The 13,924-nt window shown below is 72.7% G+C and carries 15 protein-coding genes and 1 pseudogene; 11 read left to right on the top strand and 5 right to left on the bottom strand.

What is annotated here, in order from left to right; all coding sequences use genetic code 11:
* Nucleotides 1–12: 12 nt before the first annotated feature.
* Both MHY49_RS14000 and MHY49_RS13995 read right to left on the bottom strand, forming a co-directional pair.
* Nucleotides 13–999 carry an ABC transporter permease gene (locus MHY49_RS14000; protein WP_239205071.1) on the bottom strand — a complete coding sequence of 329 codons (987 nt, stop codon included), beginning with the start codon at nt 997–999 and terminating at the stop codon, nt 13–15.
* 25 nt (nt 1,000–1,024) lie between these two features.
* Nucleotides 1,025–2,011, bottom strand: coding sequence for an ABC transporter permease (locus tag MHY49_RS13995; RefSeq protein ID WP_200503680.1), 987 nt, complete (start codon nt 2,009–2,011; stop codon nt 1,025–1,027).
* Between the two features lie 247 nt (nt 2,012–2,258).
* On the opposite strand from MHY49_RS13995, the gene MHY49_RS13990 reads away from it, so the two are divergent.
* Genes MHY49_RS13990 through msrA form a run of 9 tightly spaced genes read left to right on the top strand, consistent with a single transcriptional unit; the run spans nt 2,259 to nt 9,706 of the window.
* Nucleotides 2,259–2,573 carry a hypothetical protein gene (locus tag MHY49_RS13990; RefSeq protein ID WP_200503681.1) on the top strand — a complete coding sequence of 105 codons (315 nt, stop codon included), beginning with the start codon at nt 2,259–2,261 and terminating at the stop codon, nt 2,571–2,573.
* A gap of 15 nt (nt 2,574–2,588) precedes the next feature.
* Nucleotides 2,589–3,569 (top strand): NADP-dependent oxidoreductase, encoded by a 981-nt coding sequence (locus MHY49_RS13985; RefSeq protein WP_239205069.1) that lies wholly within the window; start codon nt 2,589–2,591, stop codon nt 3,567–3,569.
* On the top strand, nt 3,566–4,840 hold the full coding sequence (locus MHY49_RS13980; RefSeq protein ID WP_239205067.1) for an SAM-dependent methyltransferase: 1,275 nt from the start codon (nt 3,566–3,568) through the stop codon (nt 4,838–4,840). The genes MHY49_RS13985 and MHY49_RS13980 overlap by 4 nt, the downstream gene beginning before the upstream one ends.
* A gap of 5 nt (nt 4,841–4,845) precedes the next feature.
* Entirely contained in the window at nt 4,846–5,562 is a 717-nt protein-coding gene (locus MHY49_RS13975) for a DUF4129 domain-containing protein (RefSeq protein WP_239205065.1), read from the top strand.
* A complete protein-coding gene (locus tag MHY49_RS13970; protein ID WP_239205063.1) occupies nt 5,559–6,071 on the top strand; it encodes a hypothetical protein in 513 nt (170 codons plus the stop codon). The genes MHY49_RS13975 and MHY49_RS13970 overlap by 4 nt, the downstream gene beginning before the upstream one ends.
* The gene (locus MHY49_RS13965) at nt 6,068–7,099 is read left to right on the top strand and encodes a MoxR family ATPase (protein ID WP_239205061.1); all 1,032 of its coding nucleotides are present in this window, start codon (nt 6,068–6,070) and stop codon (nt 7,097–7,099) included. Before MHY49_RS13970 ends, MHY49_RS13965 begins: the two co-directional genes overlap by 4 nt.
* Nucleotides 7,096–8,442: a DUF58 domain-containing protein gene (locus tag MHY49_RS13960; protein ID WP_239205059.1), complete on the top strand. Its 1,347-nt coding sequence runs from the start codon at nt 7,096–7,098 to the stop codon at nt 8,440–8,442. Before MHY49_RS13965 ends, MHY49_RS13960 begins: the two co-directional genes overlap by 4 nt.
* Nucleotides 8,442–9,002 carry a hypothetical protein gene (locus tag MHY49_RS13955; RefSeq protein WP_239205057.1) on the top strand — a complete coding sequence of 187 codons (561 nt, stop codon included), beginning with the start codon at nt 8,442–8,444 and terminating at the stop codon, nt 9,000–9,002. Before MHY49_RS13960 ends, MHY49_RS13955 begins: the two co-directional genes overlap by 1 nt.
* Nucleotides 9,003–9,022: 20 nt before the next feature.
* Complete coding sequence (gene msrA, locus MHY49_RS13950; RefSeq protein WP_239205055.1) at nt 9,023–9,706, top strand: peptide-methionine (S)-S-oxide reductase MsrA; 684 nt, start codon at nt 9,023–9,025, stop codon at nt 9,704–9,706.
* Here the strand turns inward: msrA and MHY49_RS13945 are convergent, their stop codons facing one another.
* Nucleotides 9,707–10,216 (bottom strand): arsenic metallochaperone ArsD family protein, encoded by a 510-nt coding sequence (locus tag MHY49_RS13945; RefSeq protein WP_239205053.1) that lies wholly within the window; start codon nt 10,214–10,216, stop codon nt 9,707–9,709.
* Between the two features lie 41 nt (nt 10,217–10,257).
* On the opposite strand from MHY49_RS13945, the gene MHY49_RS13940 reads away from it, so the two are divergent.
* A complete protein-coding gene (locus MHY49_RS13940) occupies nt 10,258–10,836 on the top strand; it encodes an LURP-one-related/scramblase family protein (protein WP_239205051.1) in 579 nt (192 codons plus the stop codon).
* A 48-nt stretch (nt 10,837–10,884) separates the two neighbouring features.
* Here the strand turns inward: MHY49_RS13940 and MHY49_RS13935 are convergent, their stop codons facing one another.
* Nucleotides 10,885–11,724, bottom strand: coding sequence for an ABC transporter ATP-binding protein (locus MHY49_RS13935; RefSeq protein WP_239205049.1), 840 nt, complete (start codon nt 11,722–11,724; stop codon nt 10,885–10,887).
* 154 nt (nt 11,725–11,878) lie between these two features.
* On the opposite strand from MHY49_RS13935, the gene MHY49_RS13930 reads away from it, so the two are divergent.
* Entirely contained in the window at nt 11,879–13,351 is a 1,473-nt protein-coding gene (locus tag MHY49_RS13930) for a DUF2079 domain-containing protein (RefSeq protein ID WP_239205047.1), read from the top strand.
* An 88-nt stretch (nt 13,352–13,439) separates the two neighbouring features.
* Here MHY49_RS13930 and MHY49_RS13925 read toward each other — a convergent pair.
* Nucleotides 13,440–13,924: pseudogene (locus MHY49_RS13925) on the bottom strand (hypothetical protein); the annotation flags it as partial.

The following is a 13,924-nucleotide window of genomic DNA, read 5'->3' as shown; positions in this document are numbered from 1 at the left end:
CTGCTGTTCCTCTCAGACCCGGCTCGAGCCGCTGGTCGGGTCGAGGGCGTCGCGCAGGGCTTCGCCCATCAGATTGACGGAGATGACGAGGGCCGCCAGCACCATGGCCGGCGGGATCCAGGTCCAGGGGGCGGCGATGTTGTATGCCTGCAGCACTGTGCCCAGGGAGACGTTGGGGTACTGGATCCCGAAGCCGATGAACGACAGGCCCGTCTCTCCGAGGATCGCGGCGCTCACGCCCAGCGTGGTGTCGATGATGATCCAGCTGGCGATGTTCGGGATGATGTGCCGCACGATCGTGGTCACCGGGTTCACGCCCATGAAGCGCGAGGCCTCCACGTACTCGGTGCGCACGAGCTGCTGCGTCATCGCCCGCAGCACACGGGCGGTCAGCATCCACGAGAAGATCGCGAGCAGCGGGATCAGCCACAGCCAGCTCGCCTGCTGGAGCACCGGGCTGAACAGCATCAGCAGCAGCAGTGACGGGATCACCAGGAACAGATTGATGAGGTTCACCAGCGCGCCGTCGACGAAGGCGCCCCAGCGGCCCTTGTAGCTCACATATCCGGCGACGGTGCCCACGATCAGGGCGAGCACCGTGGTCAGGAGCGCGGTGCCCGCGCCGATGACGAGCGAGATCCGCAGGCCCACCATGGTGCGCGCGAAGATGTCGTAGCCGTTCTCGTCGACACCGAACCAGTGGTACTGGGAAGGGCCGGTGAGCGCATTGCGGAGGTCCCGCTCGAAAGGCTCGTACTGGTAGGCCATCGGGGCGAAGATCGCACCGAGGATCAGCAGCAGCACCACCACCATGCCGATGAGGGCACCGGGGTTGCGCAGGAATCGTCGGCGCAGCAGTTCGCCACGGCCGATGGACTCGAGCGCCCGCGCATCGCCCTCGGGCGGCTCGGCCTCGCTGGGAGGCATCCCCTCGAGCACCGAGTTCGCCCGGTGGTCGGTCTCGACCTGCAGAGCGGCGGCGTCGTCCGTTCCGCGCATATCCGAAGGATTCGTCATCGTGCGATCACCTGATCCTCGGGTCGAGAATTCCCTGCAGGAAGTCCGCGAACGTCGCGGAGAGCAGAGTCAGAATGCCGGTGTAGAGCACGACGCCGGCCGTGCCGTTGATGTCCGCGATGCCGACGGCGGAGACCGCATAGCGCCCCACGCCCTGCCAGTTGAACATCAGCTCCACGAAGAGCGAGCCGGTGAAGGCGCTGCCCACCGCGAAGGCGAAGTACTGGCCCATGGGGATCAGCGCCATCCGCAGTCCGTGGCGGTTCATCGCCCTGCCGCGGGTCAGGCCCTTGGCGCGGGCCGTACGCAGGTAGTCGCTGCCCAGCACGTCGAGCGTGGTCACCTTCATGTACCGCGAATAGCTCGCGGCCGCGAAGATCGCGAGCACGATCGTGGGCATCACGATCGCCTTGGATTCATAGAGGAACGCGTCCCAGCCGTGCAGCAGCGGGTTGACCGGATTGATCGCCGGCAGTCCGAAGCCCGTCCGGTTCTGGATCGCCTGGTTGATCTGCTGGACCACCAGGATGACGACCGGCGTCGGGAGGGAGACGATCACGAAGGACAGCAGCGTCGCGCCGCGGTCGCCGAGCGAGTGGCGACGGACTGCGGTGAGCATCCCGACGGCGACGCCCAGGACGGTGCCGATCACGGTGCCGAGCACCACGAGGCGAAGGCTGATCGGGATCCTCTGCTTGAGGACCTCGAGCACGGGACTCAGTTCCTTGTTCGTGCCCGTGGTGACGCCCAGGTCACCGCGCACGAGGCCGCCCAGCCAGTTCGCGTATCGCTGGAACACCGGCACGTCCGGATTGATGTTGCGCGCGTTCAGATAGGCCTGCGCCGTCCCCTCGGGGACCGGTTTCGTGGCGATCGGCGGGTACAGCACCTCTTCGGGATGCATGAGCGACGCCGCCAGCAGGTAGGCGAAGCTCGTCGCCAGGAACACGAGGATCACGTACGTGAGCACCCGTATCGAGATGAACCTAACCACGGATGCTCCTCGGGACGTGCGTCGTCATCTGCCAGCAATTCCTTTCACTGCCCGTAGGGCCTGCCGTCGCGCAGCACGGACTCCGTGCTCGAGAACGGACACGGCACCTGTGCCGTGCGGGTCACCGACCCCTCCCGGGCGACCGCTTCTCAGCGCCTCAGCGGCGCACGGCCCCACCATAGTGGCGTGGATCGGTGATCCCGTGCACAGTACGGGGCCGACGTGCCCGAATCGTTATGCTCCTGCCATGACTGCGGTCCATGTGCTCGTGCTCGTGGCCGGCGTCGTCGCCGCGATCGTCCTCTCCGACCTGCTGGGACACCGAGGCATCGGGGCCTGGCCCGTCGGCCTCCTCGCCCTCGTGCTCGTCCCGGTCGCCGGATACTTCTACAGCCCGTGGGTCGCGGCGCTCTCCCTGGGTCTCGCCTTCGGTGCAGGGATCATGCTGCTGGGAACGCGCATCCGCAGTCTGATGCGCGAACGGCGCATCGTCCGGGACGCCCGCGAAGCCCGCAAATCCGCGACGGAGTCGATGCTTCGCCGCAACGACGGGGCCCCCTGATCCACAATGGATCCCATGCGCCAGATCACCCTTCCCGCGTTCGGCCCTCCCGACGCGCTCCGCCTCGAGGACGCCCCCGCCCCGCAGCCCGCCCCCGGCGAGGTCCTCGTCCGCGTCGCCTTCGCCGGGCTCAATCCCCTCGACTACAAGCTGCGCGACGGCTCCTCGGGCCGTGCCTCCGCGCTCACCCTGCCCGCAGTGCTGGGCCGCGAGATGGTGGGCGAGGTGATCGGCGCCGGCGAGGGCGTGGACCTGGATGCCCTGGGCATGCCGGTCGGGACCCGGGTGTTCGGCGTCCGCGACCTCGGCGACATGCGCGGCACCTACGCCGAGCAGGTCGCGATCCCCGCCGCCGATCTCGCCCCCGTTCCCGACGGCGTTCCCGAGGCCCAACTGCCGGTCTTCGCCGGTCTCGCGCTCGCGGGCTCCACCGCGCTCACCGCCCTCGAGGACGACGCCGAGCTCGCCCCGGGCATGACCCTGCTGGTCCACGGCGGCAGCGGCGGCGTCGGCCAGATGCTCGTCCCGCTCGCCCTGCGCGCCGGCGCCACGACGGTCTGGGCGACGGGCCGCTCCGCGAACGCGCAGCGCCTGCGCGACCTCGGCGCCCGGCCCATCGCCTACGACACCGAGGACTGGGAGAGCGCGATCGACGCGGCCACGGACGGCCGCGGCGTCGACCGCATCATCGACGCGCACTACTTCGACACCTTCGTGCCGAGCCTCGACCATCTCGCGCCCGGCGGCAGGATCGTCGCCCTGCCGAGCCTCGCGGACGTCGCCCCGGCCCGCGAGCGCGGCATCGACGCCCGCGTCACCAAGATGGCCCCGAGCCCGCAGCGCCTGGCCGCGCTCGCCGCCGCCGTCGCGGACGGCACCCTGGACGTCGAGGTCAGCACCGTGCTGTCCCCCGCGCAGATCGCCGAGGGGCACCGCATGCTCGAGGACGGCCACACCCGAGGCAAGATCGTCCTGGACCTGCGGGAGACCGCGTGACCCAGAGCCCCGCGACCCAGGGGCTCGAGCAGGTCCTCGACCCCGCCGGCTGGAAGCTCCTGCAGTCCCTTCCGCCCTACGACGAGCGCGAGGCGCTTCCGCTCGGCGCGCGCCTGCGCGAGGCCGGGCACGCCCCGGAGCTCGTCGCCGCAGTGCTCACCCAGGCGAAGCTGCGCGCGAAGGGCCGCGACAAGTTCGGCGAGTTCGCGGATCGCATGCTCTTCACGGCCGACGGCCTCGAGCAGGCCACGCGCCTGCCCATCGCCGCGCTGCACGCCCGGCGCTTCCGGGACGCCGGCATCTCCTCGCTCGCGGACCTCGGCTGCGGGATCGGCGGGGACGCGATGGCCGCCGCGGCCCTGGACCTCGAGGTGCTCGCCGTCGACCGCGACCCGACCACGGTCGCCGTGGCCACCGTGAACCTCATTCCCTTCGACGGCGCCCGCGCCGAGCTCGGCCGGGCGCAGGACCACGACCCGGCCCGCACCGAGGGCATCTGGCTGGACCCCGCCCGCCGCAGGCCGGCGGCGGGCCGCGCCTCCGGGAGCGTGCGCCTGCGCGACCCCGAGGAGTACTCGCCGCCGCTCTCGACCGTGGTGGACCTCGCGCGTCGCCTCGGGCAGGCCGGGTCCGGCCCGGGCGGGGCCGACGCGGACGGCGCGCTCGGGGCGAAGCTCGGCCCGGGCATCGACCACGACGCCCTGCCCGCGGGCACCGAGACCCAGTGGCTGTCCTGGCACGGCCAGGTCCTCGAGGCGACCTGCTGGTTCGGCCCGCTCGCGTCCGCGGGGACGCAGCGCAGCGCGCTCGTCATCGACCGCGCCGGCGCGCACCGCCTCGCGCCCCGCGGCACCCCCGAGGCCGACCCGCAGACCGGGGAGCTGGGCGCGCACCTCTACGAGCCCGACGGCGCCGTCATCCGCGCGGGCCTGCTGGGAGAGATCGCCCGCGACCTCGACGCCCGCACGCTCGACCCCACGATCGCCTATCTCACGAGCGACCAGCGGATCTCGACGCCCTTCGCCTCCGGATACAGCGTGCGCGACGTGATGCCCTTCTCCCTCAAGCGCCTCACCTCCTATCTGCGCGAGCACCATCTGGGGATCCTCGAGATCAAGAAGCGCGGCACCGCCGTCGAGCCCGACGAGCTGCGCAGGAAGCTGCGCCCGCGCCGCTTCGGCGAGGAGCGGGCCACGCTCGTCCTCACCCGGATCGGCGGCGAGCAGCACGTCATCGTCGCCTCCCCGCACCCCCGGCCGCCGGGGGACTGATCCGCATGCACCCACTCCCGCCCCGCAGCGCCGCGGCCGCGACCTCCCTGATCGCCCTCGTGGCGCTCGTGTGCGTCGTGCTCGGGGCGGGCCGGGTGCTGGGGCCGGTGCTCGAGGGCAGGGGCTGGTTCTTCGACATCGATGTGGACCGCGAGGCCGAGACCGCGCCCCCGCCCACGCAGGCCTCGCAGACCCCGCCGGTGCCACCGGACCACGGCACCGGGCATGTCGCCGCCACCGTCCTCCTCGTGCTCGCGATCCTCGCCGGCATCGCCGTGCTGGTGCTCGTGATCTGGGTGCTGCGCCGGGCCCGGATGCTGCGCAGCGCCCGTCGGCCCGAGGCGGAGGACGGCGACGCGCAGGCCGAGCTCCTCGAGATCGACGACGCCCACCGCGCCCTGGCCCGCGCCCGGGAATCCCTCGAGTACGCGGCCACTCCGCGCGACGCGATCATCGACGCCTGGCTCGCCCTCGAGCGCGGGATCGCCGAGGCCGGGATCGTCCGTCGGCCCGAGCAGACCACCACCGAGTACGTGGTCACCGTGCTGCGGGACATCGACCTCCCGGACTCGGACCTGCGGATCCTCGCCGGCCTCTACGGGCGCGCCCTGTTCGACGACCGTGCGGCCGACGCCGAGGCGTTCGACGAGGGCACCCGGTCCAGCGCGCGCCGCGCGCTCGAGCGCCTCGCGGACCGGCTGCAGGAGGTGACCGCCCGATGAGCCGCGTCCTGCGCTCCCTGCTGGTGCGCCTCGCCCTCGCCGTGTGCGCGACCGCCGTGCTCATGGGCGTGCTCGGGATCTTCGGGCACTACCTGCACCCGTGGCTGCCGCTCGCCGTGGCCCTCGTGATCGCGCTCGCCTCCTGGCTGCTCACCCCCGAGCTCGCGGGCGCCGATGCCCTCGAGACTCCCCTGCTGGACGACGAGCCGGAGGTCGTCAGCCCCTACGGGGCCGACGTCACCGTGCGCCGGCTCGAGGAGATGATGCACGGCGCCGGGCCGCGTCGGCGCATGACCGGGCGCTCGCTCGGCCGGATGCTCGCGATCGCCGCCGCCGAGCGCGACCACCGCGATCACGCTGATCGCACCGGGCAGGCACCGCCGCTGCCCGAGGACCTGCGGGCGTTCCTGCGGGCCTGTGAGGACCCCGACGCCGGCTCCGTCCCGGCCGTCACCCGCCCCGCCCTGCAGCGCTGGCTGCGCGCACTCTCACCCCAGGAGGACCGTTGACACAGGCCGATCAGACACTCCCCGTGGACCCTCGCGAGGCCTCCGCGATCGCCGCACGCGTGCTCGACGCGGTCGAGACCGCCGTCGTCGGCAAGCGCGAGGTGCTCGAGTCCGTGCTCGCCGGAGTCCTCGCCGGCGGGCACGTGCTGCTCGAGGACCTGCCGGGCCTCGGCAAGACCCTCGCCGCCCGCTCCCTCGCACAGGCCCTCGGACTGCCGTTCACACGCGCCCAGTTCACCCCGGACCTGCTGCCGGCGGATCTCACGGGCGCCGAGGTGTTCGACCAGCGCACGGGCGACTTCGTGTTCCGGCCCGGCCCCGTGTTCACGGGCCTGCTGCTGGCCGACGAGATCAACCGCACCCCGCCGAAGACCCAGTCCGCCCTGCTCGAGGCCATGCAGGAGAGGCAGGTGACCGTCGAGGGCACGACCCGGCCGCTGCCCCGCCCCTTCCACGTGCTCGCCACCGCGAACCCCGTCGAGCACGAGGGCACCTACCCGCTGCCCGAGGCCCAGCTGGACCGCTTCCTGCTGCGGCTGTCCTTCGGCTACCCGAGCGCCGACGAGGAGTGGGACGTGCTCGCCCGCCGCCTCGAGCGCCGCACCGAGGACCAGAGCGTCCCGCGCGTCATCGACGCCGAGCAGCTGCTCGGTGTGCAGGCGACCGTCGAGTCCGTGCACGTGAGCGACGACGTCGGCCGCTACGCCGTCGCGCTCGTGGGCGCGACCCGACGCCACGCCCACGCTCTCGTCGGCTCCTCGCCCCGCGGCACGCTCGCCCTCGTCATCTGCGCCCGGGCCCTCGCGGTCATCCGTGGCCGCGCCTTCGTGCTCCCCGAGGACGTGAAGGACCTCGCCCACGCCGCCCTCGACCACCGCGTGATCGTGCGGCCCGAGCTCTGGCTGCAGTCGGTGACCGCTGCCTCGATCGTCGACGCCGTGCTCGCCGAGACGCCCGTCCCCGCCGCGCACCAGGACCAGGACGGCCGGCAGGGCCAGGACGGTCGGCAGGAGCCCCCGCGGGCATGACCACCTCTCCTCCGCCCTCCTCCCCCACGCCCGCGCTGCTGCGCGCGGTCGCGGTGGGCGTGCTGACCGCGGTGCTCGCCGTGATGGCGGGACGGCCGGAGCTGCTCGTGCTGGGCCTCCCGCTGCTGGCCTGGGCGGTGCTCGCGGTCGTGCGGCGCCTCGCGGGCGGCGGGGCCGACGGCACGGACCTCGCCTCCGTGCGCGTGCGCAGCACCGAGCGCTCGATCGCCGAGGGAGGGACCGTGCGGATCGTCGTGGACGCCCCGAAACTCCCGGACGCCGCGGACGCCGCGCCGAGCGGATCCCTGCTCGGCGTCACCGTGCCGCTGCCCGCGCACGCCGCCCTCACCCCTCCGCTGGGCTCGCGGGCCGACGCCGGCAGCGTCCCGCTCACCGTCACCGCCCGCCGCTGGGGCCGGTACGAGATCGGCCCGATCCACGTCGCGCTCGCCGATCCCCTCGGCGCCTATCGCACCCAGACCCGGCTGGACCCCGTGATGCTGCGGGTCACGCCCGACTCCTCGCTGCTCGAGGCGCCGCCGAACCTGCCGGCCCCGATCGGCGTGGCGGGGGTGCACCTCTCGGCCCGACGCGGCCAGGGCACGGCCCTCGCCGACGTGCGCCCCTTCCAGCGCGGGGACCGCCTGCACCGCATCAACTGGCGCGTCACCTCCCGCACCGGGACCCTCCACACCAACGCGACGTTCGCCGAGCGCGACACCGACGTGCTCGTGGTCGCCGACACCCTTCAGGACGTGGTCGCACCGGGCCTCGAGGCCACCGCGGAGACCAGCCTGGACCTCACGGTGCGCGCGATCGCGGCCGTCGCCCGGCACTACCTGGGGATCGGCGACCGCGTGGGCCTGCACGACCTGGGCAGCAGGATCGGCACCCTCCGCGCGGGCACCGGGCCCCGGCAGCTGCGGATCATCGTGGACACCCTCGCCCGCGCCCGCCGCACCTCCGGGCCCGTCACGCGGGTGCAGAAGGTCGGCGCGCTGCGCGGCTCGACGCTCGTGGTGGTGTGCTCGCCGCTGCTGGACGATCGGGTGGTCGCCCAGATCGGCGAGCTGCGCGCCCGGGGCGCGGACGTCATCGTGGTGGACACCCTGCCCCCGAGCGTCGGCGACCTCTCCTCCCCGCCCGGCGCGGGAGCGGGTCGCGATCCGCAGCGCTTCTGGTCGGAGGCGTGGGCGCTGCGGCGCCTGCTGCGGGAGTCCACTGTGCGGGCGCTGCGCGAGCAGGGAGTCCCCGTCACCCTGTGGGAGGGCCCCGGGTCCCTCGCCCCGGTCCTGCTCTCGCTCTCCCGCGCCGCGAGCGCCCCGCGGATGAGGAGGGCCTGATGCGCAGCACCCTCGAGTCGATCGCTCAGCTCCTCGCCGACCTCGGCCACGTCTCGCGCGCGCAGTGGGCGCTGCGGCTGCTCGCCGCGCTCTCGCTCGTCGCCGCCCAGCTCCTCGCCTGTGCAGGACACCCCCTGGACGGGGTGCTCCCGGCACTCACCTCGGCGGCGGTGCTCGTCGGCGGGCTGGTCCAGACGCTCCGGCCGGATTCCTCGATGGGGACCCTCGCCCTGGCCGGTGCGGTCGTCGCGGCATGCGCCTCCGCCGACGTCACGGTGCTCGCCGGCGTCGCCGTGCTGGTGCTGGTCACCCACGTGTGCTGGTCGCTCACCGCCATGGTCCCCGCCCACGGGACGATCGGCCGTCGGGCCCTCACCACCACCGTGCGGTGGGCCGCGGCGGCCGTGCTCCTCGCCCTCGCCGCTGGCCTCGGCGTCGTCCTCCCCCTCGCGGGGGCGAGCACCCCCGCCTGGACGATGGTGCTCGGGATCCTCGCGCTGATCGCCCTGGTCGCCGTGCTGGTCGTGCCCCACGGCACATCCCCGCGCCGGGGCCGCTGAGCCGGCGTAGCGTGGCGCGCATGTGGCAGATCATGGACATGCTGAACGCCCACAAGAAGGACATGGTCGCCCCCGAGGACGCCCTGCCCGGCCGCGATCGCTCCCCCTACCCGCTCGCCCGCGAGCACGCCGTGCTCGGCACCGACATGCTCGACACCCCGCCCGATGCCGAGGAGATCATCCTCGCGGGCGGCTGCTTCTGGGGCATCGAGCGCATCGCCTGGCAGATCCCCGGGGTCTGGACGACCTCGTCCGGCTACGCCGGGGGCTTCACGCCGCACCCCACCTACGAGGAGGTCTTCTCCGCGAAGACCGGTCACACCGAGGCCGTGCGCGTCGTCGTCCAGGGCGCGACGCAGCAGGAGCGCGACGCCGTGCTGCGCCGCCTGCTCGAGGAGTTCTGGCAGCAGCACGACCCGACCACGGCCATGCGCCAGGGCAACGACGTGGGCACCGAGTACCGCTCGGCCGTCTACTGGACCACGCCCCACCAGGGCGAGATCGTGCAGGACTCCGCCCGCAGCTACCAGCAGGCGCTGGACGCCGCCGGGCGCGGGACGATCACCACCGAGCTGCTGCCCCTCGCCGAGGCCGGGAACGGCCGGTACTACCCGGCCGAGCCCGAGCACCAGCAGTACCTCGCGAAGAACCCCGGCGGGTACTGCAACCACGGCTTCAACGGGGTGGCCTGCTCGCTGGGCTGATCAGGGCAGACCTTCGCCGGTGTCCCCGCCCATGAGGTTCCGGCGTCGGCCGATGTCCGGCCCGCCCGCCGGCAGGTTCGGGGCAGGAGCGGCGCCCATCAGCTGCGCCGCGAATCCCCCGGCCTTCCGCGGCATGGGGGCGGCGCCCTCGCCGACCGGGCCGCAGGCCGACGCCGCGGCGCTGCGCCTCTCGCGGGGAGCCCCGCCCTCCGCGGCGAAGCGCTGCATCTGCGCCGAGGTCGGGTAGACGGAGCTGACCACGATGTCCAGGCCCAGCAGCGTCACCGGCAGCACGCCGTCCCCGGCGGACTCGAGCAGCGCGCGCACCGGCTCGCACTCCTCGAACGCCCAGGCGTCCTCGTCCTGCAGGTAGACGGTGATCGGCTGACCGTCCAGGGCGAGCGCCGCGGCCTCGTCGAGGAACGACTCCTGCGCCTCGACGTCGGGCGGCGGGGAGGGCAGGAAGATGTCCAGGGGCGCCTGCTCGGCGGCGGCATCCGCGTCAGTCATGCCCACCACCGTAGTCGGCCCGTGCCTGGCAGACTCCTGGCATGGACGCCTCTGCCGCGAACCCCACGCTCCTCTCCCACGACGCCCTGGTGATGCAGCAGATCACCGGGTTCATGTCCAACGACTTCGACATCCTCGACGCCTCCGGGCAGCAGGCCATCGGCCATGTCACGACGACCGGCGGCGGGCTCTCGCGGCTGGTCGCGGGCAGCAGGTCGCTGGACGTGTCCGACGCCGACGGCACCCCGCTGCTGCACGTCCAGGACCCGGTGGGCATCGGCTTCGACCGCTTCGAGCTGAGCAGCCCAGACGGCGCGGCGCTCGCCGCGGTGCGCAAGCGCTTCTCGATGCTGCGCACGAAGGTCGATCTCACCCTCGCCGACGGCCGCGTGCTCGAGCTCTCGGGCAACGTGCTCGGCTTCGACTTCCAGTTCGCGATGCAGGGCGCCGTCGCCGCGACGGTCTCCCGCCGCTGGGCCGGCATCGGCCGCGGCATCCTGGGGCACAGCCGCTACGTGCTCGCCATCGAGCCGTCGGTGCCGGCGGACCTGCGGCTCGCGATCATCGGCGGCACCATCACGCTTGACCTGATCCGCAGGAAGCAGGCGAACAACGGCTGAGCCGGCCCCTCGGGGCCGGCGGGGCCTGTCCGCGATCGGCGGACCCGCTCAGGTCGGGACGATCATCGGCCGGCCGGTGACCGGGTCCTCGACGCACAGGTTGCCGATGCCGTAGACCTCCTCGATGAGCTCGGCGGTGACCACGTCCTGCGGGGCGCCCTGCGCGACGACCTCGCCGTCCTTCATGACGATGAGGTGCGTCGCGAAGCGGAAGGCGAGGTTGAGGTCGTGCAGCACGGCGGCCAGCGTGTACTCCCCCGTCGCGTGGAGCTCACGGCACAGGTTCAGCACCTCGAGCTGGTGGGTGATGTCCAGGAACGTGGTGGGCTCGTCGAGCAGCAGCAGCGGGGTCTCCTGGGCGAGCACGAGCGAGATCCACACGCGCTGGCGCTGACCGCCGGAGAGCTCGTCGACCAGTCGGTGGGCGAGGTCGGTGGTGCCGGTCGCGGCGAGGGCGCGCTGGACGGCCTCGTCGTCGGCCGATGACCACTGCGAGAGCAGGCCGCGATGCGGGTAGCGTCCGCGCGCGACGAGGTCGCGGACGGTGATCCCGGGCGGGCTCACGGAGCTCTGCGGGAGCAGCCCCAGGCGCCGGGCGACCTGCTTCGAGGAGAAGTCGTGGATGTCCTTGCCGTCGAGCACGACGGAGCCGCTCGTGGGGTGCAGCAGGCGCGAGAGGGAGCGCAGCAGGGTCGACTTGCCGCAGGCGTTCGGGCCGATGATCACCGTGAAGGAGCCCTCGGGGATCCCGACGTCCAGGCCGCTGCTCACGGTGTGGTCGCCGTACCCGAGGGTGACGTCGACCGCACGCAGCGGCGCGGCACCGGATGCGTCGGCGTCGACGGCTGCGGCGGCGGATGCGGCGGCGGATGCGGGTGCGGCGGTCATGGCGTCGCCCTCCTCTCGTGCGCACGGTCTCGGACGGGTGAGGACGGGCGCGAAGGACAGCCTAACCGGGCGGGCAGTCGATGATCTGTACGGGCCCGACGGACGGGCGCGGATCACACGGCGGGCGTCCGACGTCGGCCGCTACGCTCGCACGGTGACCCGCAGCACCGACCCGGCCCCGAGCGACCTGGCCCACGCCCCGAGTGACCGCCCGGCGCGCCGCCCCGCGCGCCTCGTCGCAGCGGTGCTGCTGGGCGTCCTCGGCGCCGCGGCCTACGGGCTGCGCGGGGTGCAGCAGTGGCGCGGGCTCGAGGCGAGCTCCTGGGATCTGGCGATCTTCTCCCAGCTCGCGCGGGCGTACTCCGAGCTGCGCGCGCCGATCGTGCCGATCAAGGGCGATGGCTTCAACCTGCTGGGCGATCATTTCCATCCGATCCTGGTGCTGCTGGGTCCGATCTGGGCCGCGTGGCCCTCGCCCCTCGCACTGCTATGGACGCAGGCCGTGCTGTTCGGGATCTCGGCGGTGCCGCTCACGCGCCTCGCGATCGACCGCCTGGGCTGGGGCGCGGGACTGCTCGCGGGGGCGGCGTACCTGTTCGGCTTCGGTCTGCAGGCCGCGGCCGACGTCCAGTTCCACGAGATCGCCTTCGCGGTGCCGCTGCTCGCGTTCTCGCTGAGCGCGCTGGTGCGGGGGCGGATGCCGGCGGCGATCGCCTGGGCGGCGCCGCTGGTCCTGGCCAAGGAGGATCTGGGTCTCACGGTCGCTGTGCTGGGGCTGGTGATCGCGCTGCGGGATCCGCGGGTCCGGCGGGCCGGGCTGGCGCTCGCGACCTGGGGCGCGCTCTGGTTCGTGCTGTCGACGTTCGTGATCCTGCCGCTGCTGAATCCTGCCGGGCACTACGACTACGGCGGGAACCTGGGGTCGCCGCTGGATGTGCTGGGGCCGGCGGAGAAGTGGTTGACGGTGCTCATGCTGCTGCTCGCCGCGGGGGTGATCGGCGCGCGCTCTCCGCTCATCCTGGCGATGCTGCCCACGCTGGCCTGGCGCTTTGCGGGCAACGTCGAGTTCTACTGGGGCTGGTACTGGCACTACAACGCGGTGCTGATGCCGATCGCGCTGGCGGCGATGCTGGATGCGCTCGGGGATGGGCGGGATCGGCGGGGTCTGCGGGATCTGGCTGAGTCGCAGCCGCGGGCGTCTCGTCGCCGGGGCTCCCGTCCGGCGCGTGGGCTGGTGCGGTGGACTGCGGTCGGGGCGAGCGCGGCGGTGACGCTGATGCTCGGCTCGGCCATGCCGCTCGTGAACCTCGCACGGGAGAGCGCGTGGGAGCCGAGTCCGCGGACGGCTGCGGCCGAAGGGGCACTGGCTGCGGTGCCCCGTGATGTGGTGGTCGCTTCGGACATCACGCTGATGGCTCGCGTGGTGCCGTCGGACGACGTGCAGTGGGTGCATGGCACGAACACGCGCGTGCCGGATTGCGTCCTCGTGGATCGGGAGGCGTTCTCGTGGGGCGGGCAGGACCCGGGCGACGCCGCGAGCTGGGCGAGCGGCAACTACGGCTCGACGTTCGAGAGCAGGTATGCGCAGGACGGCTTCGAGGTCGCGTGCCAGCCAGGAGTGGCGTAGGCAGTAGCGGGTCTGCGACATTGCGGACGCTCCGGGTCCGGGGCGTCGGTTCCGCACTGGCCCCGGTGTCCGTGCGACGCCGAGCCCCTCAGAAGGGCGGGTCCCCAAAGGGTGCCGACCTCTTCTGAGGCTGGGCATGCGAGGCACCGGGGTTCACGTCTGGGCCGTCGTCGGCCTCCGAGGGAAGCTGCGCTGCCCGTGCGGTGATGGCGAGGTGCTGGTGCCAGGCGGTCTCGAGTTCGCGGACGATCAGCGGGGTCATCAGATCTCCCTGGTCTTCCACGGTCAGTTCGACCGCGTCCCCGAGGGACCAGTGCGTGCGACCCAACGTGCGGGACACAGGGATACCCGGGTCCACGGGACTCGACATACTCCCGCCATGTTTCACCGACCCATCATTCCCGCGATCTGTTCCGCCACTCGATGATTTCCCGTCGTCGCGAAGTCTGACCGGGTCGATATCGCGGGCGGTTTTCACCTGATGATGCGACCAGCACAACACATGAAGATTCTCGATCTCCGTCACCCCACCTTCCCCGGGATGATCATGATCGAATTCCTCAATATGATCCA

The sequence above is a fragment of the Brachybacterium sp. ACRRE genome, from assembly GCF_022346485.1.
GTDB lineage: Bacteria > Actinomycetota > Actinomycetes > Actinomycetales > Dermabacteraceae > Brachybacterium > Brachybacterium halotolerans.
Note: the sequence above shows the minus strand (reverse complement) of the source record. Positions and strands in the feature narration are given on the sequence as shown.